Below are 22,222 nucleotides of genomic sequence, written 5' to 3' on the forward strand. Positions count from 1 at the left end.
CTACTTACCGCCTCCTTTAAATAAGCTTTTCAATTTATCAATAAACTTACTCGGATTAGAAGGAACTGCTTCCAACTGTTCTTCAGTAAACTTGCTAACAATAAAGGAAAGCTTTTTAGAGATTTCACTTTGCGGATACAAAATGGAAAAAGGAACCTGCTGTTGGACTGCTTTACGTACGGTGGGATCCTCTGGTAAGCTCCCTAGAACAACAACATCCTTTGAAAGGAATTTGGACATAGCCAACTTCAATCTAGCCGTCGTATCTTCTCCCTCTTCTTTTGAAAAAGCTCGATTGCATAAAAGAAAGAAGCTTTTCTGTGGATCTTTAAGATATATATATTTCATCATAGAGTAGGCATCCGTAATTGATGTTGGCTCTGCCGTTGTTATGACGATAATGTCATCTAATGCAACTAACAAGTCTAATGTTTGAGATGTTGCCCCAGCACCCATATCGAAGATAATATAATCATAGGACTTTTGAAGGAATTCAAACGCTTCAATTAACCGTTCAAACATACTGTCCGACCACTCTAAGACTCCATTTAGCCCTGAACCTCCAGATATATATTTCAGTCCATTTGGTCCATCAAACATGACACTTTCTAATAATTTTTCTCCCACTAAATAATCTTTTAAATTATGAGGTGCCGATTTTCCAAGTAAAATGTGAATATTACCCATTCCAATGTCCATATCGATTAAGACTACTTTTTTCCCTTGCGCACTTAGCATCGATGTGAAGTTTGTAGAAAAATTACTTTTCCCTACACCACCCTTTCCACTAACTACTGCAATTGAACGGCCTAACTGACTATGATTGCTAAGCATTCTCAATCGTAATTCCTCAGCTTGATCTCTCATTATGAATCCCCTTTAATAGCAACTCGACTATTCCATCTTGACTAGCCTCTACAATATCTTCCGGTACTTCTTGCCCATCTGTATAGTAAGCAAGTCCCTTGTTATATTTAACCATTAAATTAATCATCGAGCCAATAGAATTTGTTTCATCGATTTTAGTAAATATCAGTTTTTCAATTGGAAACTCTGTAAATTGTTCTATTATTACTTCCATATCTCTTTCTTTAGAGGTAGAAGAAAGTACAAGAAAAGTTTCCGTGTTGTCCTTAAAATCAATTAACTTTTGTAAGTCCTCTACAAATTTAACTTCTTTATAGTTTCTACCTGCCGTATCGATAAAGACCAGGTCCAATTTCTCAAACTGATGAACAGCTTGTTGGAAGTCTTTTTGACTGTAGACAATTTCGATAGGTGCCTGTAGAAGCCCCGCATATGTTTTTAATTGTTCTATTGCAGCAATTCGGTAAGTATCTGTTGTGATAAAACCAACTTTTTTCTTCTTTTCAAGAACTGCACGGGCCGCCATTTTCGCAATAGTCGTTGTTTTACCAACCCCTGTTGGCCCTAGTACATTAATAAATTTTCTCTCGTAGGAGATTCCCCCAAATGAAAGGTCATTTAGGAGATTATTCAAATAGTTTTTTGTGAAGTCTAATTGTTCATCAATCGTTTTTTTACCATGCACAAAAAGCTCATCACTTACTCGCGTGATAAGCTCCTCTACTAGTTCCTGTTGCTTAAGGTGGTGAATAAGTGTATGAAGTTCTTCCGAATATTGTTGTTCCAACTGTGGACGTTGCATCGATTTAACCATATTCTTTATATCTTCTAATTCTTTTTTTATCTCGGATGTTTGATTAGAATCTGGATCAAGTTGAACAGTCGGTAAATTTGGTGCTTTATTTGGAAGTTCTATACTATCCATTCCAGCTAAAACCTCAATGGATTTCTTTTTAAACATCCCTAGAAAACCCTTTGAGTATACAACCTTAGAACTTAAGATTACTGCTTCGTCTCCTAATTCTTTTCGAATAGCCTTCATTGCTTCAGGCATAGTGGCTGCGATATATTTTTTCATTTTCATTCAACATTCACCACCCCAACGCTTTGTACCTCAATAGATGATTCTAGTTCGTTATACGAAAGAATCGGGATTTGAGGGAAATATCTTTCGGTCATTTGTCTTAAGTACATTCTTACTGCTGGTGAACATAATATTATCGGCGACTGCTCCATCAGAGAAGCTCGTTCCACCTCTCTTGCCATAGATTCCAATATAGCTTGCGAATCAGTAGGATCAATTGAAAGGTAGTTACCATGCTCAGTTTGTTGAATACTATCAGCAACCATTTTCTCTACCTTCCCAGACACCGTTAAAACTTTGAGTGTATTACTGCTCCCAGCATATTGAGAAGTTATTTGTTTTGCTAAAGCTTGTCTAGTGTATTCAGTTAATATATCGACATCGGATGTCATTTTTGAATAATCTGCAAGTGTTTCGAAAATAATTGGCAGGTTTCTGATTGAAACATGCTCTCTTAGTAAGTTTCCTAGTACCTTTTGAATCTCTCCTATCGTCATCGGAGTTGGAGTCAATTCGTCCACTAGAATTGGTGATGTTTCACGAATGTGATCAATGAGCTGCTTCGTCTCTTGTCTACCAAGTAACTCATGGGCATGGTTTCTGATAATTTCTGTCATATGAGTAGAAACAACGCTAGGTGGGTCTACGACTGTATATCCCATAATCTCTGCTTCTTCCTTGACCGCTTCAGTTATCCATTTAGCCGGCAATCCAAAAGAAGGTTCAATCGTATCAATCCCTTCGATCGTATCATCGTCTCCAGGGCTCATAGCAAGATAGTGATCTAACAGCAATTCTCCTCGAGCCATTTCATTTCCTTTTATTTTAATCCGGTACTCATTTGGCTGTAGCTGAATATTATCTCGTATACGTACGACAGGAATTACTATACCGAGCTCTAGTGCAAGTTGTCTTCGGATCATTACTACGCGATCTAGTAAATCTCCGCCCTGTGCTGTATCAACAAGTGGAATTAAACCATAGCCAAATTCAAATTCTATAGGATCTACATTTAATAGATTAATAACATTCTCTGGGCTCTTCATATTATCTGTAGCTGCTTCCTCCTGAAACTCCTCTAACTCTTCTGGATCCTCTTTTTCTGTTTTACCCATCATATAAGCCCCAATAACTAAAATAGCCGAGATAGGAAAAGTAAGAATTACTCCTATAGGAGTCACAATTCCCAAAAGTGCAATTGAGGCAGCTGCTACATAAAGTAGCTTAGGCTGACTTAATAACTGCCCTGTAATATCTCCACCTAAATTACCTTTAGATGCAGCTCTTGTAACAACAATACCAGTAGCAGTCGATATTAGGAGAGCTGGAATCTGGGACACAAGTCCATCCCCAACAGTCATTGTGGAGAATAAAACTGCAGCCTCACCAAAAGGTAGTCCAAATTGAACTACACCGATGATAATACCAAATAGTAAGTTAATAATTACGATAATAATACCAGCGATCGCATCACCCTTTACAAATTTGGTTGCACCATCCATTGCTCCATAAAAGTCGGCTTCTCCACTTACCTTTTCACGTCTCTCTCTTGCTTCCTTTTCCGAAATCATTCCGGCATTTAAGTCAGCGTCAATACTCATTTGTTTACCAGGCATGGCATCTAAGGTAAAACGGGCAGCAACCTCTGATACACGTTCCGCCCCCTTAGTAATTACGATAAATTGGATTATAACTAAAATTGCAAAAACTACTAACCCAACTAACATATTCCCACCTGTAACAAAAGTTCCAAACGTTTCTACTACTTTCCCCGCATCCCCTTCAGCCAAAATCGCGCGTGTAGTGGAAACATTAAGCGCAAGTCTAAATAAGGTTACTAATAATAATAATGTTGGGAAGACAGAAAATTGTAATGCCTCTTGCATATTCATTGCCGTCATTAAAATTAAAAGAGCAATAGTAATATTAACAATGATTAAAAAACTCAATAACCAATGAGGAAGAGGTATCACGAGCATAGCCACAATAGAAATTACTGCTGCTAAAACGGATATATCGCGGACTTGCATATACTTCCACCTCAATCTTTAAATTTTTTGTTTAATGCGGTACACATAAGCTAATACCTCAGCTACCGCCTTAAAGAATTCATCGGGAATTCGTTGACCAATTTCAACCTGGTCATACATTCCTCTAGCCAGTGGCCGATTTTCAACCATTACCACGTCATTTTCCTTAGCAATCATTTTAATCTTTTGAGCAACGTAATCGGCACCTTTCGCCGCTACGATTGGGGCTTCCATTGATTGGTCATCGTACTTTAGTGCAATAGCATAATGAGTAGGATTCGTAATAACAACATCAGCTGTAGGAATTTCCTGCATCATTCGACGCATGGCCATTTCTCTTTGTCTCTGCCGAATACGTGATTTAATAATAGGATCTCCCTCTGAGTTCTTATGTTCGTCCTTTATATCCTGCTTAGACATCTTCAAATTTTTCTCGTAATCAAAGCGCTGATAGAAGAAATCTAAGATCGATATAAACAACAAGACAAGGGAAGCAACAATACCCATCATTCCTGTAAGCCAGCCTATTGTTGACAAGGTGTCCCAAGCAGTTTTGAAGGATAGAGAGAGCACTTGCTCAAGGTTCATCCATAAAATCATCGTTGTAACAGATCCTATAAATGTAATCTTAAGAATGGATTTTAATAGTTCAATTATTGCCCTCATCGAAAAGATTCGCTTAAGTCCCTTTATCGGGTCTATTTTCTTCAAATCAAATTTCAAAGGCTCCGTCGTAAACAGCAAGCCAAACTGAAAGAAGTTTGCCGCAACAGCAGCGACTACCGCTACTAACATGATAGGGAGCAAAATCATCGCCATTTCCATTAGCATATCCTTATAAATCTCAATAGCTATGGGGATGGAAATTGAATCCATTAACATATACTTTGTAAAAGTAACATTGAAAAAAGTAAAAATCTCATTTCGTAAAAATCCTGCAAAGAAAAACATAAAGACGAAAACTGCTAGTAACACAATGGCACTTGTGACATCCTGACTTTTTAGCACTTGTCCTTTTTTTCGAGAATCCTGTCTTTTTTTAGGAGTAGCCTTTTCTGTCTTTTCTCCTGCAAAGTACTGTAAATCCAATCGGAGCATCAACATATTAGCCACCACCTAAAATTATCATTAAATCTCGCATAGCGATGATCATCATCTCGAATACTTTCTGCATAACAGCCAGTAAGACTCCCATCATGACTAATAACACAATAAATGTAACCCCAATTTTTATAGGGAATCCCACTACAAAAATATTTAATTGAGGAACAGTACGAGCTGTTATACCTAATGCGATATCCACTAGAAATAGAGTCGCCACGATAGGAATAGACATCTGGAAGGCAACTGCAAAAACTCCTGCAAATGTTTTCATAATGAATTCCACATAATTTTCTTGTCCAAAAGCAAGCCAAGTCGTTTCCATTGGGATAAACTGATAGCTATAAAAAATTCCATCTAAGATCAAATGATGGCCATTTAAAGCTAACAGTAATAAAAGTGCAATTATATTTAAAAATTGTCCTATCAACGGACTTTGTGCTCCAGTTTGAGGGTCTATTACATTGGCGATTGCAAACCCCATTTGGAAGTCGATAAATCCGCCGGCAATTTGAATTGCAGAAAGAATGATATAAGCTAGTAATCCTACAAATAAACCTACCATTACTTCCTTGATGATTAATAGTATGTATTCTCCGTTAATATCAAAAGGACTCACATCCATCGTGTAATACATCATCCACGAAAGAATTACTGCAAAGGCAATTTTATGCGTAGCTGGAATAGTACGATGTGAAAACAGTGGCAATGTAATCATGAACGCTGAAACTCTTGCAATAATTAATAGTAATACAGTTAGGCTAGGTATGATCTCTTCCATTGAACTAACCAATATATCTCACTAAGTTTTCAAAAATATCTGCAGCATAGGAGGTCACTTGCGATAGCATCCATGGTCCAAAAAAGACGATAGCCACTAAAACTGCAATAATTTTAGGAACAAATGCAAGAGTCTGCTCTTGAATTTGTGTTGTTGCTTGAAAGATAGATACTGCAAGACCTGTTATTAAAGCCACTAACAAAAGAGGACCTGATGCAAGAAGAATGACCCAAATGGCTCTTTCTGCAATTGATATTACCATTTCGTTACTCAATACAATCAGCTCCTAAAAACTTTGTAGGATGGACTTCATAACTAAATACCATCCGTCCACTAACACAAACAATAAAATCTTAAATGGTAAGGATATCATTACCGGTGGTAACATCATCATCCCCATCGACATCAGGACACTTGCCACAATCATGTCAATTACTAAGAAGGGGATAAAGATCATAAAGCCTATTTGAAAGGCTGTTTTAATTTCACTTAAAGCAAAAGCAGGTACCATCACTGTCAATGGAATATCATCAATCGATTCTGGTCGTTCTGCTTCGGTATATCTTAGAAATAGCTCTAAATCCTTTTGCCTTGTATGCTCACTCATGAAATCCTTAAATGGTCCACTAGCATTTTCATAAGCCTGTTCTAACGTAATCTCCTCATCAAAGAGAGGAGTCAAGGCCGTTTCATTCACTTCCTGGAGTGTTGGTGCCATGATAAAAAATGTTAAGAATAAGGCTAAACCAACTAATACTTGGTTAGGTGGCATTTGTTGGGTTGCTAAAGCTGTACGAACGAAAGACAAAATAATCATGATTCTAGCAAAGGAAGTCATTAATATTAAAATACTCGGTGCCAAAGATAAAACCGTTAGTAAAAGCATTAATTTGATAGAAGTGGAGACATTTGACGGATCACTGTCCGAGAAGAATTGGACGAAATCATTCATTGTTTTTGCGCTCCTTTGTCTTCCAATCCTTTAATACTTCACTACGGTCTCTTTTTATATCATCTAGCTTCTTTTGAAACGTTTCATTAAATGAAGGATTTTCGTTATTTTTTGCCTTATGAGTCTTGTTTTTGGTTAGTTTATTCATTAACTCCATAATATAAGGAAGCGTTTGAACAGTTCCAAGCTTATCCTCATATAGTTTTGTTAACTCTTCTATTTCTTGAGGATCTGTGATTTCTTTCAGTAAATTTATATTTTCTCCAATTCCTACTAGATAGAGAGAGTTGCCAATTTGCATTAACTGAATTGACTTGCCTTGACCAACCCCAACTCCTCCAAGATTATGGATGAGTTGGTTATGCTGAAAGCTTCTATTTCGTTTATTTAAAAAACGTAATAACCCATACAACAAAGCAATGACAAATAACAAGGCAAATATCATTTTAATGTAATCCCAGGCTGTAATAAATACTCCACTTGAACTTGCTTCTTGTGGAGTATTCTTTTCTTGTTCACCTATTGTATTACTATCGGTTTCTTTAGATGGATCAGAGTCGTTCTTTTCTCGTTCTAAATAATCCTTAATACTTTCATTTGAATCTACAGATGCCTCAGTACCTAACGGAAAAGATATCAATAGAAAACATGCCATACAAATATTTAGGTAAAGCTTCCACATCATTTCTTACCCTATCGCTTTAGAGATTGCTTCAATTACTCGATCAGCTTGGAATGGTTTTACGATAAAGTCATTTGCTCCTGCTTGAATGGCATCTATAACCATAGCTTGTTGCCCCATGGCAGAACACATTATAATTGTTGCACTCGGATCTTTTTCTTTAATTTTTTTTAAAGCTTCGATACCGTCCATTTCGGGCATCGTGATATCCATCGTCACTAAATCTGGTTTTAATTCAGCGTACTTTTCTACAGCTTGTACACCATCTGCCGCTTCACCCACTACTTCAAAACCATTTTTTGATAAAATATCTTTAATCATCATGCGCATGAACGCAGCATCGTCTACTATTAAAATTCTTTTCGACATAATATGTCTCCTCCATTACTTATCGTAAATTATTAATACGTTCTGCCTGACTTAGTATATCTGTAATTCGAACACCAAAGTTCTCGTCAATTACAACGACTTCCCCTTTGGCAATATGACGATTATTTACAAGGATGTCTACAGGCTCTCCAGCTAATTTATCCAATTCTAGAATAGAACCGCTGGTAAGTTCTAAAATTTCCTTCACAGTTCTTCTAGTACGACCTAATTCTACTGTTACTTGTAGCGGAATATCAAGGAGTAAATTTAAATTTCTCGACTCATTAGGTGTTAAATTTGTTGCTTCAAAGCTAGCAAATTGAGCTTGTTGCACCTCTACAGGTGGTGTATTACTTTGTCTTGTTTGATGCTGTGGTGCTCCTAGCTGTTGGACTGGTGGTACAACTGACGGTTGAATTGTTGGTGCTTCATAATAGTCTGGCACTGGAGTAGATGCGTGATTGCTTTCAACTCTTTCTTCATACACTGTTGCCGCTGCCTCTGGTTCACTTTCACTCTCGCCCAATAGTGATTTAACTAGGCTCAGTCCAAACTCTAATGGTATAAGCTGCATAATATTAGAATCTATTAAGCTTCCTACTCGTAGTCTAAAAGATATTTTAATAAGTAAATCATCATTAGGGATCGCTTCCTCGCCTTCCCCTTCGATAAGATTTAAAATATCTATGGATGGTGGAGAGATATCTACCTTTTTATTGAACACAGTGGACATTGAAGTAGCGGCAGAGCCCATCATTTGGTTCATAGCTTCTTGTACGGCACTTAATTGAATTTCACTTAGCTGAGGACTTGGATCTATTCCATCTCCACCTAGCATTAAGTCTGCAATTACAGCAGCGTCTGATTGCTTAATAACTAGTAGATTCATACCTATTAGTCCAGCAGTATATTTGACTTGTACCGCCACATAAGGATGTGGAAACTCCTCCACTAATCTACTTCTATTAATCATGCTAATATGTGGAGTAGTTATATCCACTTTTTGACCTAATAATGAAGATAGAGCGGTAGCAGAGCTTCCAAAGGAAATATTACCGATTTCTCCTAAAGTATCTATAGCAAAAGAGTCTAAGTAATCTTCAATATTCGATGTACCCTTGTTTGCTTTTTCATCCTTCACATTGTCAACCGTTCCACGTAGGAGGGCTTCAATTTCTTCTTGGGAGAGCATATCATCACTCATCATCATCCTCTCCTCCTTTCAAAGTTTCAATTATTTGTACTGCCATTTTCTTTTTAAGCTTACCAGGCTGGGCTTTAAACTTAGGTATATCTCCTACTTTGATCGTAAGAGCATCTTCAACTTTTGCATTTAACTGAATCACATCGCCCAACTGAAGATATAAAAGATCTTCCATCGTGATTTCAGTAGAACCTAATTCAGCCACAACTGGTATTTCTGCTGATTTAACACGTTTTTTAAGGACTGCTAATTGTTCCGGAGACACTTCTTTTTTATTTGTTTGCATCCAGTAACGCACAGATAGGTTCGGTACGATTGGTTCTAATACTACATGAGGAATACAAATATTAATCATTCCACTTGTTTCTCCAATAACCGTATTAAAAGATATGACAACTACAGTCTCATTTGGAGAAATCATTTGTAAAAATTGCGGATTTATCTCTAATTCCGTTAAGATTGGATCGATATCCGCTATATTACTCCATGCTTCTCTTAAATTATCAAAGGATTTTTCAAAGAGATTAGTCATTATCTTTGTTTCTATTTCAGTTAAATTATCTACCTTTGTATGCGTCTGACCCTTCCCTCCCATTAATAAATCCAGCATGGAATATGCGATATTGGGGTTTATCTCCATTAGAATATTACCTTCTAGAGGCGGAACCTCAAACACATTAATGAGTGTCATATGAGGTACCGAGCGTATAAACTCTTCAAAAGGAATTTGGTCTACGGACACTACAGATATTTGAACATATGATCTTAACTGGGCAGAAAAAAATGTGGTTAAAAGACGTGCGAAATTTTCGTGTATACGTGTCAAACTTCGTATTTGGTCTTTCGAGAAACGCAGAGCTCTCTTAAAATCATAAGTACGAATTTTCTTTGATTCCTGTTCGCTCTTCATTTCGTCCGCTGTCATTTCACCTGTCGAAAGGGCACTTAACAATGCATCTATTTCTGATTGAGATAATATATCTCCTGCCAATCTGCCCACCTCCATTCAAAAAATTACTTTACTGAATAATATAGGAAGTAATATACACCTGCTGTACTTCCCCATCATGCATTAATTCATTTATTTTTGTTTTTAAAGAGGACTCTAAGCTTATCTTACCTTGCTTACCTTCTAAATCCTCTGGCGTCATTTCCGAAAGTTCCGTGATCAAAATATTTTTCACTTGGAAATCTCGTTTTGTAAGTTCCTCTGCCGACTTTGTACTGTCTGTTTGAACTTTCATAGAAATCCGGATAAATTTGTCGCCTGCTAAATTAGTTGTAATTTCTTGAATGTCCACAGAAGACTCGACAATCTCATCAATTGTAGGTTCGTTGGCTTCTTCACCTTTATTAAATTGGAAGTAGAGTAAAATTGCAACCACACCTACCAAAGTAAGAGAAACCAAAATAATTAGCATCATAGTTACTAGCTTATTGTTATTCTTCATCCTGTTCACCTCTTAAATAAGGATTCGATAAAATATGTATTTCCTTGTAGAACTGAGCGATTTTTTCATACACATCTTCTCGTGTTTCTAACGCCACATATTTATGACCGTTCGTTAGCGTTATCGTAGTATCTGGAAAAGATTCAATCGTCTCTATGTATAATGCATTTAACGAAAACTCTTTACCGTTTAAACGAGTTAAACTAATCATTTATTTAAGGGCCGGGCCATTCAAGGAACGGCCCACCCCTCCCTTACTGTCAAGCTGTTAAACTATTCTTTATCGTTTTAAGTTAACTAATTCCTCTAAGATTTGGTCTGAAGTCGTGATAATACGAGTATTAGCTTGGAATCCACGTTGCGCTACAATCATGTCCGTAAACTCTTCAGATAAGTCAACGTTAGACATTTCTAGGAAGCCAGAGTTGACTGTTCCAAGACCATCTTGAGTTCCTACTGAGTTTAACGGAGTACCTGAGTTTGGTGAGGATTTAAAATAATTGTTCCCCGCCTTTTCTAAACCTCCTGCATTTGGAAATTTGGCTAAAACCAATTGCCCCGACCATCTAAGTTCTCCACCTTTGTCTACAAATGTCACAGTACCATCTTGACTAATACTCATACTTTGAGCGTCAGTAGGAATTTGAATTGGTTTATAAGTAGTAGTAGCTCCGGTTATAAATGTTTTATCAGGAATTCCATCATTACCAGTTGCATCTAAATTCCCGCTATTAGGTGTTACAGAAACTAAATTGGCCAATGGGAACTGCGCCGGCGCACCAGTAGTAACTGCTGAGGCACCAACTAAGTATTTCCCGTCAGAATTAACTAAGTATCCTTCTTTATCCATATAAAAGTTCCCAGCACGTGTATATAAATAATTTTCAAATCCATTTGGACCAGCTGTGGCAGTTGCTCCTTTTCCATCTGCTACTTGAAAAAACCCATCTCCAGATATAGCAAGATCTAATGTATTACCTGTAGATTGCAATGAACCTCCAGAGTGGATAGTATCAATTGCAGATAACTGGGAGCCTAACCCTACTTGTTTAGCGTTTACTCCACCTCGTGTTCCTGTAGGTGCAGAAGCACCTGAAGTCGTTTGTGAGATTAAATCTTTAAAAACTGTACGACCCTTTTTAAAACCATAAGTATTTACGTTAGAGATGTTGTTACCTATTACGTCTAATTTTGTTTGAAAGTTTTTAAGTCCTGAGATACCTGAGTACATTGAACGAATCATTGATGAATTTCTCCCTTCGATTTGTGTGCTAGCTTCAATCAGTCCACTGCACGTAGCATCCTTTAAAGGTCCTGCTATCCTAGCACTATTGTGCCGTCTATATTGGTAAACAATTGATTGTTTGCTTCCGTACGATCCATTGCAGTAATAACCGTGGCATTTTTTGCACTTACGATTAAAGCTGCTTGTTCCATCAATACTAATGAGTCCTTTACACCTTTGGAGCGCGCTTCTGATACTTTGTCACTTACAAGCTGCCACTGCGCATCTGAAATATGAATATTTCTTTCTAGTAATCGCTGATTGGCATGTTTGCTTACCTTTAGTTCTGTTTTTACCGTGGCTTCATGTAAATGCTGTAAAAACGCCTGTTTAGGAGGTGTGACTTGCTTAGTTGTTATTGGTTGACGGATACCTGGTTGCAGGGAGACACGGTTAATAGTAACATGGTCCATTGCAAGTCTCCGTTCTATTCTTTATTGGATAGAATTAATTTTATCTGCTGTTATCGTAGTACCACCAGAAAGATTCAATAAAATCACACCATCTTTTTTAGAGACAGATTCAACAACACCTTTTGTTTCTACGGTATTATCAGTGTATCCAATAGTTTTTCCAATCATCATACTTGCCTCTACTAAACTGTTAGAGTTCCCATTGCTTGATAATACTTCCGAAATGTTACCTGGTGTAATTTTCTTTCCATCAGACAGTGTAAATTCTACGCTCCCATTTACGAATTTAACTCCAACAATTTGGCCAGTTCCTTCGTTAGTGATAGGCTTACCATCTACACCATTTTTGTCTGTCAGCTCGTGCCATTTCACTTGCTTACCAACAAAATTGCTGTATTCAATCATTTGGGTTTGTTCTTGTGCCTGCGCAAACTTTTCAAAGGCATTCGTTAAGTTCGTCATTTGCTCTAAGGAAGAAAACTGTGCCATTTGAGCAATGAATTCGTTATCCTTCATTGGATTAGTAGGATCCTGATTTTGAAGTTGTGTCATCAATATTTTTAAAAATTCATCTTTTCCAAGCGTACTATTACCCGTTGTTTTAGTCGTTTTTTTAGATGACAGGTACATATTGCTTGTAATTGGTGTTAAATCAGCCATTTTTATACCTCTATTTCACTTAGAAATTCTTGGAACGTGGTTTGTATATCTGAAACTGAAACATCTGAATCTTCTTCTTGTTGATCATGCTGTCTATGTTGTTTAAAAGTAGAGTCTTGGAAACCTTGGTTTTTCTCCTGTTTTGCTGTGTCTTGCAATGCTTGGGTAATCTCTAGCTTCTCTATTTGTATATTTTGATTTGCCAGTCCTTGTCTTAATTGACCAGAATGCGTATCTAGCATTTCTTTACCTAAGGCAGTTGATGCAAGCATTTTGGCAGTTAAGATTCCATCCTTTTGTATCAACTCAATGCGGATCGTTCCAAGCTGTTCAGGATATAGCTTAATCACTAATCTATTAGCCCCTGCTGCTTGTCCAAATTGAACCCGGTTCATCAACTTTTGAAGTTCTTTTATAAACTCCTCTGACTGAGCTGATTTTTGTGTAGGGAGAGTCATGGACACTGTCTCTACTTTTGTTTGTACAGTGATTGTCTGACCTTGATTTACAGAAGTGGTTTCTTTACTTTCTGTTACTACTTCTGTACTCATTCCTTTAGTAACTGATTGATTCATTACCACTTGTTGTATAAATGCTTTAGTTACGGGAGTAGAGTTTCTACCTTGTATCAATGATAAATTTGTTAAGTTTTCCTTTAAAGTTTCCAATGTTTGTTTTAGATCAAAAAGTGTCGTTTCTTGTTTGAAGGTCAAATCACTTTTGTTTCCTATAAGTTGGACTACCTTTAAAAGCTCTACTGCTTGTTTTGCTTCCACTGGACTTGTAATCTTATTCGATGCTTGTCCATTTAATGTTAAAAGGATAGAGTCAACAAGCTTTTGAGGCTGTTCCATTACATTCGCAAGAATTTCCCAAACATCCTGTTTCTGATCTGGGTTCTCCTGTAAATCTTCAAGCTTGCTTAGCAATTTATTTAACAATTGATGTAAGTCATTTGAATCTACTAGTAGTTCATCCGTTTGAAGTAAATTCTGTGCATCCTCTATGGATTCGGCATCTAATAGAGAAAGTAAATCTTGTATAAGATTTTGCTCTGTTTTCACAGGGCTTTCAACATTAACAGATGGTACAGACTGACTGGAAAGAATTTGTCCAAATACATTTCCAAATCCTTGACTGTTACCTGTTGGCAACTCTGTTTTAGGTTGCACAGCTACTGGAGGTCTCATGTTAACTAATGCTATGTTCATTTTTCTTTCACCCCCCTTCAATAATGAATGATACTACTGCTTGGTCATTAGCTCAGTATATTTAGCGGCATCCTGAGGTGACATTTTTTCATAAATTTTTGCAACAGTATCTGGTTTTAAACTCGCCAAAATTCTCAATGCCTCTGCATCACTCATATTCGAGATAACAGGAGCTGCTGATTTTGCAGACATTTTTTCGAAGGTAGAAACTACCTCTGCATAATCCCTTTTTGATTGTTCATTTTGTCTCTTCAGTTCTTCAATTTCCTGTAATAGGCTTTCCTGTTCTGACAACAAGGATTCTTCAGACTTCACAGAGTTTTCTATTTCACCCTGAAGCTGATTAATTTGTACTTCTTTTTGCTGAATCTCTGCTTGCAATGAAACAACTCTCTCTTCTAAGCGATTTGATTTTGCATTGTCATCCAATGGCTTATTCTCACTAAACGAGGTAAGTTCTTTAGCTTTTTCAAATACATTAATATTTGTTATTTGGGCAAAAGTTAAAAGGAGAGCCAAAGCAAAGAGAAGCGGTATGATAAACAAATATAATATTTTCTTGCCTAAGCCGATTTTTCTTGACCCGTTGTCCATCGTATGAAGGCTTTTCTTTTGATTATTCTTTTTTGCCATGCTTTACTCACCTAATCTCTTTGTTTTGAAACTTTAAGGAAGAAATCTCATCTAAAACAATCGCTTCTAAGCGATACTGTTCTTGTTGAAAACTTTCAAAATCCTTTTCTTGCATTTTTTCGAACTTCCGAACCTCTAAGCTTTTTTCCAACAGTTTTTCCTCATACCAGTTCATCTTGGACCTAGCCTGTATAACCTCTTTTTGTACAACTTCAATTCTTTTTTGTAGGCTCTCTAGAAAATTAGAATAATGATGTATTCCATCAATACTTAATCCATTGGACAGCAAATCGTTTTGAGTGTCTAGAGTAGACTCTCTTTTTTTCAAAAGATTGTATAGTTCAGTAGCAACCTGTTCAAAGGCATTAACTGACTCTTTGTACGCTATTTCTGTCTCTGACTTCTCCTGTTCACGAACCGTAAGCACCTTAGCAAATTTATATTGATAAGCAACCATCTTAAGCTCCTCCGCCTGATAACATCACTAATTCATGAACACTATTGTCCAAAGAAACTTTATCCAAATATCCTTGCTTTAAAAAAGCAGTAATTAAAGGTTCATATTGAATGGCCTCATCAATCTCTTTGGAAGTTCCTCTTTTATATGCCCCTATATTGATCAAATCCTCTGATTTATTGTAAGTAAAGTAAAGCTCACGTAGCCTTTCAGCAGCCTTTACATGCTGTTCATCTGAAATATGATTCATTAGACGACTAATACTTTTTAACACATTGATAGCAGGAAACTGCCCCTTGTTGGCTAGCGCTCTATCAAGCACTATATGTCCGTCAAGTATCCCACGGACTGTATCAGCAATAGGCTCATTCATATCATCTCCATCTACGAGTACCGTATAGAACGCTGTAATGCTTCCATTTTCATTTGTACCCGTTCGTTCTAACAGCTTAGGTAAAATAGAAAATACGGAGGGAGTATACCCTCTTGTAGCTGGTGGTTCACCAACTGCTAATCCTATTTCCCGTTGAGCCATCGCTACACGGGTAACGGAATCCATCATTAGCATGACATTTAAGCCTTTGTCTCGAAAATACTCCGCAATAGCAGTAGCAGTAAATGCTCCCTTAATACGCATAAGAGCTGGCTGGTCAGAAGTCGCTGCTATTACGATTGACCTTTCCAATCCTTCTTTGCCAAGATCACGTTCAATAAACTCTCGAACCTCTCTGCCACGTTCTCCAATAAGGGCAATCACGTTTAAGTCAGCATTCGTATTTCTTGCAATCATTCCTAACAGGGTACTTTTACCTACACCTGAACCAGCAAAAATACCAACCCTTTGTCCCTTTCCGACTGTAAGCATACCATCAATCGCCTTCACTCCCACCTCAATTTGCTCATGAATAGGTGGTCTAGTTAAAGGATTTGGAGGATCTTGTTCTGTACCAACTGTACTCAAGCCTTTCGGTAACACCGTCCCATCAATTGGATTGCCCATGGAATCAAGTACTTTCCCAATTAGCTCAGGACCTACTTTTATTTCTAAAGGACTGTTTGTTCCTTCTACTAAACACCCTGTGGAAATTTCACGTATATTTGTATAAGGCATCAAGACTACAGTTTCTTCTTTAAAGCCTACTACTTCAGCAAGAATGACAGATGGACCATTTTTAGCAGAATTAATATGGATTTTGCATACATCTCCAATAGAGCTCTCGGGGCCTTGCGACTCAATCATTAATCCAACTACACGATTTACACGGCCGTACTTTTTAAAAGTAGAGACTTTTGGTATTTGTTGGATTAAATCGATTGCTTTCATTACTCTCACTCCATGCTTTCAAGAATATCAACTAGCTTACGTCTTAATTCTTTTACTTGTTCATCAATACTTACAACAATTCGACCATGATTTGTTTCAATATAACAATCTGTATCATTCATTTCCTCGTCTACGAAAATCATAAATGGCACATCTATCGGAAAAATAGAAGCAAGCTCTTCTCGATTTTTAGATACTAGATTGAAGTAATATGGGGAAACATATATTTTTATTTCTTTCATTTCACGAGCTTCTTTTAAGCCCCTTTGAACAATAGACAAAAACAAATCGAAATCTTCCTCTAATTTAACCCCAATGATTCGCTCTGCATTTCGAATACTCAATTCAAGAATTACTTGTTCTTGTTGCTGTAAATAGGCAGCAGCATTTTCATATGCTGTTTGCATCGCTTCATTGGCTGTTTTTAGGGAACTTTGCATGTCAGCCAGTGCCTTTTGTCTTCCTTCTTCTACACCTTGTGCAAATCCTTCTTCGTAAGCACTTTGTTGATAGCTAAGCTTTTGGTTATTCCATTCATTTAGTTCCTGTTGTATTTGTTGCCGAGTATTTTCCACTTCTAATTGCAGCTGTTTCTGTTTATTCGTTATTTCTTGGTTGACCTCTTCCAACATTTTGCTACGCTCTATATTGAAGTTTTCCTTTATAGCGAGCGGTGTTTCATCACTTGTCTCTTCTACAGTGAGATTTCTTATATGAATCGGACGAAATTTTTCAGCATTTCCATCCATTTGTACGTTTCGGAAAATTTTAGACAATAATGTCATCTCCTCCACCACGGGCAATGATAATTTCACCTGCGTCTTCTAAACGTCTAATAACCGATACAATTCTACTTTGAGCTTCTTCTACATCACGTAATCGAACAGGACCCATGACTTCCATTTCTTCTTTGAACGTTTCTGCCATACGCGTAGACATATTACGGAAGATAATATCCTTCACTTCCTCGCTCGATACCTTCATAGAAAGAATTAGATCTTCATTTTCACAATCACGTATAACTCTTTGAATAGAACGGTTGTCCAACGTAACGATATCTTCGAATACAAACATTCTCTTTTTAATCTCTTCTGCAAGCTCTGGATCTTGAATCTCTAGAGCATCCAAAATGGTTTTTTCAGTAGTTCGATCAACACCATTTAGTACTTCTACAACTGCATCTACACCGCCAGTTTCTGTAAAATCCTGAGTTACAGTAGAGGAAAGTTTTCTCTCAAGCACTGATTCTATTTCACTAATCACTTCCGGTGAAGTAGAATCCATTGTTGCAATCCTTCTAGCGATATCTGCTTGTACTTCTTGAGGCAGGGAAGATAAAATAATCCCCGCCTGCTGTGGTTCAAGATAAGATAAGATTAAAGCAATCGTTTGAGGATGCTCATTTTGTATAAAGTTAAACAGCTGCGTTGGCTCTGCTCTTCTAGCAAAATCAAAAGGACGGACTTGTAAGGAGGACGTCAAACGGTTGATAATGGCTTGAGCATGCTCACTACCAAGTGCCTTTTCAAGAACTGTCCTTGCGTAGCCAATACCACCCTGTGATATATAATCCTGTGCTAGAGCAATATGATGAAATTCCTCTATAATACCTTCTTTTATTTCTGGCTCTACTTTTTTCACTCCAGATATTTCTAGAGTTAATCGTTCAATTTCTTCTTCATTTAAATGCTTATAAATGGAAGCAGACACTTCTGGTCCTAGAGAAATTAATAGGAGCGCGGCTTTTTGCTTACCTGTTAATTCTTTTTCTTTCTCTTTTTTACTCATAGCCGTCCCTCCTTAATCCTCTGCTATCCAAGTACGTAATAACTTTGCAAATTCCTCTGGCTTGTCTTTTGCCATTTTTTCTAGCTGCTTACGTCTTAAAGTAGATTCTGTTTCTTTTTCATTATTAATATCATCAACTTTTGGTATCTCTCTTGCCTCTTCAACAATTAGTAATTCTTCCTCTTCATCACTTCTTCTTGAACGAAGTAAACTAATGACTAGAAGAATAATGGAGACTAATAATATTCCACCAATTACATATATCCACCAAGGGATTGTTGGAGAAGATACTTCAGCAACCGAGGTTTTCCCTCTCAGCTCTTGAACCGAAACTACAATCTTGTCTTCGACTTGTTCCTCTGTTAGTTCTCCTACGCCCTTGTCAATAGAAGTTCTTACAATCGTAGCAAGCATCTGTTCGATGTCTCCTCGTATATCGTCCGGTAAGGATGCAACATCTTCTGCATCTGGTGGTTCAACCATTACTTGTATACCTATGTCTCTAATTTTATATGGGCTTTCGACAATTTCTTTTCTGATCCGATTTACTTCATTGTTTATTGTATCTTCCGATCTTTCGTAATCCCCATCAGCAGTAGTGCCTTCTACATAGTTGGTGAAGTTATCAGTAGCATCCTCTCCTTGAGGAGTACCGCCAGCTACTGGATTATTACCGGTAAACGTTTCAGAAATACGCTGAGCACTAATTTCAATTCCAGCCATATTTTCTACATCGACTGGCTCTACGAGATTCTCTTCCCGATTTTCTTGTTTAAAATCGATATCTGTAGTAATGGATACTACTACTTTATCTTGCCCCATTAAGGTACCTAGCATGGTTTGGACTTGTCGTTGCAAGTCTCGCTCAATGGTCTTCTTCAATGTCATTTGATCTGTGACAGTTGTACCGCCAGAACCATTTGCCTGCTGAAGGTCGAAATATTCTAGGAATTGGTTTCTTATAACGATATCTTCAGTAGATAAGTTCGGTATAGATTTAGAAACTAAATTGTATAAGGACGCTATTTGTGTCTCTGAAAATTGATAGCCTGGTTCTGTATTTAGCACGATAGAGGCACTTGCTGTTTCATTGCTTTGAGATAAAAATACCCCTTCTTCAGGTAAGGTAATCATTACCTTTGCTTCCTTAACACCTTCCACGCTTTTAATCAAATTGGCTAGTTCAGTTTGAGTAGTAGCCAGCTTTAATACATTAAACTCGTTATCTGTCATCCCAAAGCCTGCATTTTGAGAGAAGAAGCTATAATCAATCATTCCTGATTGCGGAAATCCTTCTGCAGCCATTTGCACCAATAAAGTATCCTTCTGTTCCTTTGGAACTAATATAGAAGTTCCTCCAACAGCAATTTCATTTGGTATACCTTTAGAATCTAAATTTTCTTTTATGCGTCCTACTTCAGAAGGTGTTACCTCTGAATATAAAGGAACCATTTCCGTTCTTGTTAGAAAAAAGGTCAGGACCGCAGCAAGAACTATTACACCTAGAAATCCGCCAATTATAGTCCCTTTTTGACCTTTAGTCCGACTCTTCCAAAAGGTTGTTATATCATTTTTAATTTTTGTTATACGCTCATTCATTTTTATCCTCCGGTTATGGTGAATATTTTAGCTCGATATATTACAATAACCGAGGTCTAAACCTGCATACGCATTATTTCTTGATATGCTTCTACGACTTTATTACGAACCTCTAATGTTGCATTTAATGCGATACTTGCCTTCTGTGATGCAATCATTACTTCATGAAGTTCAATGTTTCCACCACTTATTAGTTTGTTTGTTGCTACATCTGAAGCCTTCTGTGTATCATTTACCGAGTTAATAGCACTTTGAAGGAAATCACCAAAGTTTTCTTGTGCTTGAGATGGACTCAACTTATTTGTTGCCAAAGGTGCATTTACTTGGCCAACATTAAACATAGATACTGATTCAATAGCCATTAAGCGTTAAACCTTCTTTCTATTTTCCTATTTCAAGTGCCTTTGAAAGCATTGCCTTATTTGCATTAAAAACAGTGACATTCGCCTCATATGAACGAGTAGCAGAGATAAGATCAACCATCTCTCTTAAAGGATCGACATTAGGCATTGCTACATATCCTTCCTCGTTAGCATCAATATGTGTTGGATCATATACAAGTTTAAAAGGTGTTTCTGCATCCTCTTTAACTCCCGACACCTTAACTCCATTGCCTACCCCACTTTTACTAGAAGTTCCTCTTGCTACATTTAAAATGCTAGAAAAAGAACCTTCGATTGGTTGTAGAGTTACCGTTTTCCTTCTATATGCCTGCCATTCCCCATCGACCATTTTCGCTCGTGTCGTTTCTGCATTAGCCATATTAGAAGAAATAACATCCATTCGTAAACGTTGAGCTGTAAGTGCCGACGCAGTAGTGTTCATCCCATGAAATATAGACACTATCAACCGCCTCCTTTAATAACTGTTTGTAGACTATTTAACTTACCGCTAACACGATCGACTAAAGCATTATAGTATAGCTGGTTCGTCGCTAAATTAGCCTGCTCCTTATCCATGTCTACCCCATTCCCATTACTGCTATATCTTAAATTGGAATAATCAAATGCTCCAGGTGAGGCTTGACTAGCTTGAAAGTTAAAATGCTTTTCTTCCGTGCGGTAGGCAGATATTGAAGACTTCTTAGCATTTTCTAAAAATTCATTAAAGTTAACACTTTTGGCTTTGTAATTTGGTGTGTCAACATTCGCTATATTTTGCGCTATAGTCTTTTGTTTCATAGATGCGAAATTCAAACCTCGTTCTAAATTCTCAATAGTACCGTTAAAAATTCCCAATTCTTTATCCCCCCTATCTATTTTTTATGAGTCATTTTTATTAATTTTCTATTAAAATCACAATAATCTTATTGTAAAGAAAATGTAACACAGTGTCTATTCTATTTCTTGAAATTTCATAGGACTTTTATCCTTTTTTTATAGACAATCGACAAAACAACTGTCACATTTGTAGAAATGTGTCTTATCCTGGAAAAAATATATCCATCTAAATCCATTTTTAGAATAAAAAAAGAGCCTACTCTAGAATTTTCTAGAGTAGGCTCCATTTATTAGGTTATTATCGCATTTTAAGTTGTGCAAGTTCTGCTAAAAATTTATCATTAAGAACTTTTATATAAGTTCCTTTCATACCAAGAGATCTTGATTCGATAACTCCAGCACTTTCCAGTTTACGAAGAGCGTTAACAATTACAGAACGAGTGATTCCTACACGGTCAGCAATTTTAGATGCTACTAAAAGTCCTTCGTTTCCGTCTAATTCTTCAAAGATATGCTCAATAGCTTCTAATTCACTATATGATAATGAGTTAATAGCCATTTGTACTACTGCTTTGCTTCTAGCTTCTTCTTCAATTTCTTCTGATTTTTCACGTAGGATTTCCATACCAACTACAGTAGCACCATACTCACCTAAGATTAAATCATCGTTTTGGAACTCATCTTTAAGACGTCCTAGAATAAGTGTACCAAGACGTTCTCCACCACCGATAATAGGAACAATTGTAGTTAAACCATCTTTAAACAATTCTCTATTTTCCTCAGGGAATACAGAGTGTTCACTATATACATCTAAGTTAGATGACGTTTCACTAACGTGGAAAAGATTTTTTGTATATTCCTCAGGGAATTGACGTTCTTCCATCATTTTAATGATACGATCATTTTCGATTTGTTGGTGTACTTCGTGTCCTAATAGCTTTCCTTTTCTGCTAACGATAAATGCGTTACATTCTATTACATCACTTAATGTTGCAGCCATTTCTTTAAAGTTAACTGGTTTCCCAGCAGATGCCTGTAACATCGAGTTAATTTTGCGTGTTTTGTCTAATAAATTCATTTAAATAAAGCCTCCATTGTAATTTTCCTATTT

27 protein-coding genes are annotated in these 22,222 nt (G+C 37.0%); all 27 read right to left on the reverse strand.

Going from position 1 to position 22,222, the window contains the following annotated elements; all coding sequences use genetic code 11:
• Complete coding sequence (locus M3627_RS02690) at window positions 1-867, reverse strand: MinD/ParA family protein (RefSeq protein ID WP_251552898.1); 867 nt, start codon at window positions 865-867, stop codon at window positions 1-3.
• On the reverse strand, window positions 851-1,951 hold the full coding sequence (gene flhF, locus M3627_RS02695) for a flagellar biosynthesis GTPase FlhF (RefSeq protein ID WP_251552899.1): 1,101 nt from the start codon (window positions 1,949-1,951) through the stop codon (window positions 851-853). The genes M3627_RS02690 and flhF overlap by 17 nt, the downstream gene beginning before the upstream one ends.
• Window positions 1,948-3,981, reverse strand: a complete 2,034-nt coding sequence (gene flhA, locus M3627_RS02700) for a flagellar biosynthesis protein FlhA (RefSeq protein WP_169358608.1) — start codon at window positions 3,979-3,981, stop codon at window positions 1,948-1,950. The genes flhF and flhA overlap by 4 nt, the downstream gene beginning before the upstream one ends.
• Before the next feature lie 18 nt (window positions 3,982-3,999).
• Window positions 4,000-5,085 carry a flagellar biosynthesis protein FlhB gene (gene flhB, locus M3627_RS02705; protein WP_251552900.1) on the reverse strand — a complete coding sequence of 362 codons (1,086 nt, stop codon included), beginning with the start codon at window positions 5,083-5,085 and terminating at the stop codon, window positions 4,000-4,002.
• A gap of 1 nt (window position 5,086) precedes the next feature.
• Window positions 5,087-5,863, reverse strand: a complete 777-nt coding sequence (gene fliR / locus M3627_RS02710; RefSeq protein ID WP_251552965.1) for a flagellar biosynthetic protein FliR — start codon at window positions 5,861-5,863, stop codon at window positions 5,087-5,089.
• Window positions 5,864-5,867: 4 nt separating this feature from the next.
• Window positions 5,868-6,137 (reverse strand): flagellar biosynthesis protein FliQ, encoded by a 270-nt coding sequence (gene fliQ, locus M3627_RS02715; protein ID WP_144538065.1) that lies wholly within the window; start codon window positions 6,135-6,137, stop codon window positions 5,868-5,870.
• A 12-nt stretch (window positions 6,138-6,149) separates the two neighbouring features.
• Window positions 6,150-6,815: a flagellar type III secretion system pore protein FliP gene (gene fliP, locus M3627_RS02720; protein WP_169358606.1), complete on the reverse strand. Its 666-nt coding sequence runs from the start codon at window positions 6,813-6,815 to the stop codon at window positions 6,150-6,152.
• Window positions 6,808-7,470, reverse strand: coding sequence for a flagellar biosynthetic protein FliO (locus M3627_RS02725; RefSeq protein ID WP_251552901.1), 663 nt, complete (start codon window positions 7,468-7,470; stop codon window positions 6,808-6,810). Before M3627_RS02725 ends, fliP begins: the two co-directional genes overlap by 8 nt.
• Window positions 7,471-7,503: 33 nt before the next feature.
• Window positions 7,504-7,866 carry a response regulator gene (locus M3627_RS02730; protein WP_251552902.1) on the reverse strand — a complete coding sequence of 121 codons (363 nt, stop codon included), beginning with the start codon at window positions 7,864-7,866 and terminating at the stop codon, window positions 7,504-7,506.
• Between the two features lie 19 nt (window positions 7,867-7,885).
• A complete protein-coding gene (gene fliY / locus M3627_RS02735; RefSeq protein WP_251552966.1) occupies window positions 7,886-9,070 on the reverse strand; it encodes a flagellar motor switch phosphatase FliY in 1,185 nt (394 codons plus the stop codon).
• Complete coding sequence (fliM, locus tag M3627_RS02740; RefSeq protein ID WP_169358603.1) at window positions 9,063-10,061, reverse strand: flagellar motor switch protein FliM; 999 nt, start codon at window positions 10,059-10,061, stop codon at window positions 9,063-9,065. The genes fliY and fliM overlap by 8 nt, the downstream gene beginning before the upstream one ends.
• 28 nt (window positions 10,062-10,089) lie before the next feature.
• A complete protein-coding gene (gene fliL, locus M3627_RS02745) occupies window positions 10,090-10,521 on the reverse strand; it encodes a flagellar basal body-associated protein FliL (protein WP_251552903.1) in 432 nt (143 codons plus the stop codon).
• Window positions 10,511-10,732: a flagellar FlbD family protein gene (locus tag M3627_RS02750; RefSeq protein ID WP_251552904.1), complete on the reverse strand. Its 222-nt coding sequence runs from the start codon at window positions 10,730-10,732 to the stop codon at window positions 10,511-10,513. The genes fliL and M3627_RS02750 overlap by 11 nt, the downstream gene beginning before the upstream one ends.
• 69 nt (window positions 10,733-10,801) lie before the next feature.
• Entirely contained in the window at window positions 10,802-11,764 is a 963-nt protein-coding gene (locus M3627_RS02755; protein ID WP_251552905.1) for a flagellar hook-basal body complex protein, read from the reverse strand.
• Between the two features lie 74 nt (window positions 11,765-11,838).
• Window positions 11,839-12,219: a TIGR02530 family flagellar biosynthesis protein gene (locus M3627_RS02760; RefSeq protein ID WP_251552906.1), complete on the reverse strand. Its 381-nt coding sequence runs from the start codon at window positions 12,217-12,219 to the stop codon at window positions 11,839-11,841.
• A gap of 21 nt (window positions 12,220-12,240) precedes the next feature.
• Window positions 12,241-12,879 carry a flagellar hook assembly protein FlgD gene (flgD, locus tag M3627_RS02765; protein ID WP_251552907.1) on the reverse strand — a complete coding sequence of 213 codons (639 nt, stop codon included), beginning with the start codon at window positions 12,877-12,879 and terminating at the stop codon, window positions 12,241-12,243.
• 2 nt (window positions 12,880-12,881) lie between these two features.
• Window positions 12,882-14,090 (reverse strand): flagellar hook-length control protein FliK, encoded by a 1,209-nt coding sequence (locus M3627_RS02770; RefSeq protein ID WP_251552908.1) that lies wholly within the window; start codon window positions 14,088-14,090, stop codon window positions 12,882-12,884.
• Between the two features lie 33 nt (window positions 14,091-14,123).
• The gene (locus M3627_RS02775) at window positions 14,124-14,723 is read right to left on the reverse strand and encodes a MotE family protein (protein WP_251552909.1); all 600 of its coding nucleotides are present in this window, start codon (window positions 14,721-14,723) and stop codon (window positions 14,124-14,126) included.
• A 7-nt stretch (window positions 14,724-14,730) separates the two neighbouring features.
• On the reverse strand, window positions 14,731-15,180 hold the full coding sequence (gene fliJ, locus M3627_RS02780; protein ID WP_251552910.1) for a flagellar export protein FliJ: 450 nt from the start codon (window positions 15,178-15,180) through the stop codon (window positions 14,731-14,733).
• A gap of 1 nt (window position 15,181) precedes the next feature.
• Window positions 15,182-16,504 carry a flagellar protein export ATPase FliI gene (gene fliI / locus M3627_RS02785; RefSeq protein ID WP_251552911.1) on the reverse strand — a complete coding sequence of 441 codons (1,323 nt, stop codon included), beginning with the start codon at window positions 16,502-16,504 and terminating at the stop codon, window positions 15,182-15,184.
• Window positions 16,505-16,509: 5 nt separating this feature from the next.
• On the reverse strand, window positions 16,510-17,289 hold the full coding sequence (fliH, locus tag M3627_RS02790; protein ID WP_251552912.1) for a flagellar assembly protein FliH: 780 nt from the start codon (window positions 17,287-17,289) through the stop codon (window positions 16,510-16,512).
• Window positions 17,273-18,292 carry a flagellar motor switch protein FliG gene (fliG, locus tag M3627_RS02795; RefSeq protein WP_169358592.1) on the reverse strand — a complete coding sequence of 340 codons (1,020 nt, stop codon included), beginning with the start codon at window positions 18,290-18,292 and terminating at the stop codon, window positions 17,273-17,275. The genes fliH and fliG overlap by 17 nt, the downstream gene beginning before the upstream one ends.
• 12 nt (window positions 18,293-18,304) lie before the next feature.
• Complete coding sequence (gene fliF, locus M3627_RS02800) at window positions 18,305-19,891, reverse strand: flagellar basal-body MS-ring/collar protein FliF (protein WP_169358591.1); 1,587 nt, start codon at window positions 19,889-19,891, stop codon at window positions 18,305-18,307.
• 56 nt (window positions 19,892-19,947) lie between these two features.
• Window positions 19,948-20,253 carry a flagellar hook-basal body complex protein FliE gene (fliE, locus tag M3627_RS02805; protein ID WP_169358590.1) on the reverse strand — a complete coding sequence of 102 codons (306 nt, stop codon included), beginning with the start codon at window positions 20,251-20,253 and terminating at the stop codon, window positions 19,948-19,950.
• A gap of 19 nt (window positions 20,254-20,272) precedes the next feature.
• On the reverse strand, window positions 20,273-20,734 hold the full coding sequence (gene flgC / locus M3627_RS02810; RefSeq protein WP_169358589.1) for a flagellar basal body rod protein FlgC: 462 nt from the start codon (window positions 20,732-20,734) through the stop codon (window positions 20,273-20,275).
• Window positions 20,735-20,736: 2 nt separating this feature from the next.
• Complete coding sequence (gene flgB, locus M3627_RS02815; RefSeq protein ID WP_169358588.1) at window positions 20,737-21,129, reverse strand: flagellar basal body rod protein FlgB; 393 nt, start codon at window positions 21,127-21,129, stop codon at window positions 20,737-20,739.
• A 280-nt stretch (window positions 21,130-21,409) separates the two neighbouring features.
• Window positions 21,410-22,189: a GTP-sensing pleiotropic transcriptional regulator CodY gene (gene codY / locus M3627_RS02820; protein WP_169358587.1), complete on the reverse strand. Its 780-nt coding sequence runs from the start codon at window positions 22,187-22,189 to the stop codon at window positions 21,410-21,412.
• Window positions 22,190-22,222 lie beyond the last annotated feature (33 nt).

Source organism: Psychrobacillus sp. MER TA 171 (genome assembly GCF_023713305.1).
Lineage (GTDB): Bacteria > Bacillota > Bacilli > Bacillales_A > Planococcaceae > Psychrobacillus.

Bases quoted from the DNA above. Each gene is read 5' to 3' on its own strand.
- fliH (WP_251552912.1), bottom strand. From the start codon at position 17,289: ATGACATTATTGTCTAAAATTTTCCGAAACGTACAAATGGATGGAAAT.
- fliE (WP_169358590.1), bottom strand. From the start codon at position 20,253: ATGGCTATTGAATCAGTATCTATGTTTAATGTTGGCCAAGTAAATGCA.
- fliI (WP_251552911.1), bottom strand. From the start codon at position 16,504: ATGAAAGCAATCGATTTAATCCAACAAATACCAAAAGTCTCTACTTTT.
- fliR (WP_251552965.1), bottom strand. From the start codon at position 5,863: ATGGAAGAGATCATACCTAGCCTAACTGTATTACTATTAATTATTGCA.
- M3627_RS02725 (WP_251552901.1), bottom strand. From the start codon at position 7,470: ATGGCATGTTTTCTATTGATATCTTTTCCGTTAGGTACTGAGGCATCT.
- M3627_RS02775 (WP_251552909.1), bottom strand. From the start codon at position 14,723: ATGGCAAAAAAGAATAATCAAAAGAAAAGCCTTCATACGATGGACAAC.
- flhF (WP_251552899.1), bottom strand. From the start codon at position 1,951: ATGAAAATGAAAAAATATATCGCAGCCACTATGCCTGAAGCAATGAAG.
- M3627_RS02730 (WP_251552902.1), bottom strand. From the start codon at position 7,866: ATGTCGAAAAGAATTTTAATAGTAGACGATGCTGCGTTCATGCGCATG.
- codY (WP_169358587.1), bottom strand. From the start codon at position 22,189: ATGAATTTATTAGACAAAACACGCAAAATTAACTCGATGTTACAGGCA.
- M3627_RS02690 (WP_251552898.1), bottom strand. From the start codon at position 867: ATGAGAGATCAAGCTGAGGAATTACGATTGAGAATGCTTAGCAATCAT.
- M3627_RS02760 (WP_251552906.1), bottom strand. From the start codon at position 12,219: ATGGACCATGTTACTATTAACCGTGTCTCCCTGCAACCAGGTATCCGT.
- fliJ (WP_251552910.1), bottom strand. From the start codon at position 15,180: ATGGTTGCTTATCAATATAAATTTGCTAAGGTGCTTACGGTTCGTGAA.
- flgD (WP_251552907.1), bottom strand. From the start codon at position 12,879: ATGGCTGATTTAACACCAATTACAAGCAATATGTACCTGTCATCTAAA.
- M3627_RS02755 (WP_251552905.1), bottom strand. From the start codon at position 11,764: ATGATTCGTTCAATGTACTCAGGTATCTCAGGACTTAAAAACTTTCAA.
- flhA (WP_169358608.1), bottom strand. From the start codon at position 3,981: ATGCAAGTCCGCGATATATCCGTTTTAGCAGCAGTAATTTCTATTGTG.
- fliG (WP_169358592.1), bottom strand. From the start codon at position 18,292: ATGAGTAAAAAAGAGAAAGAAAAAGAATTAACAGGTAAGCAAAAAGCC.
- fliY (WP_251552966.1), bottom strand. From the start codon at position 9,070: ATGAGTGATGATATGCTCTCCCAAGAAGAAATTGAAGCCCTCCTACGT.
- M3627_RS02770 (WP_251552908.1), bottom strand. From the start codon at position 14,090: ATGAACATAGCATTAGTTAACATGAGACCTCCAGTAGCTGTGCAACCT.
- flhB (WP_251552900.1), bottom strand. From the start codon at position 5,085: ATGTTGATGCTCCGATTGGATTTACAGTACTTTGCAGGAGAAAAGACA.
- fliP (WP_169358606.1), bottom strand. From the start codon at position 6,815: ATGAATGATTTCGTCCAATTCTTCTCGGACAGTGATCCGTCAAATGTC.
- fliL (WP_251552903.1), bottom strand. From the start codon at position 10,521: ATGAAGAATAACAATAAGCTAGTAACTATGATGCTAATTATTTTGGTT.
- fliF (WP_169358591.1), bottom strand. From the start codon at position 19,891: ATGAATGAGCGTATAACAAAAATTAAAAATGATATAACAACCTTTTGG.
- M3627_RS02750 (WP_251552904.1), bottom strand. From the start codon at position 10,732: ATGATTAGTTTAACTCGTTTAAACGGTAAAGAGTTTTCGTTAAATGCA.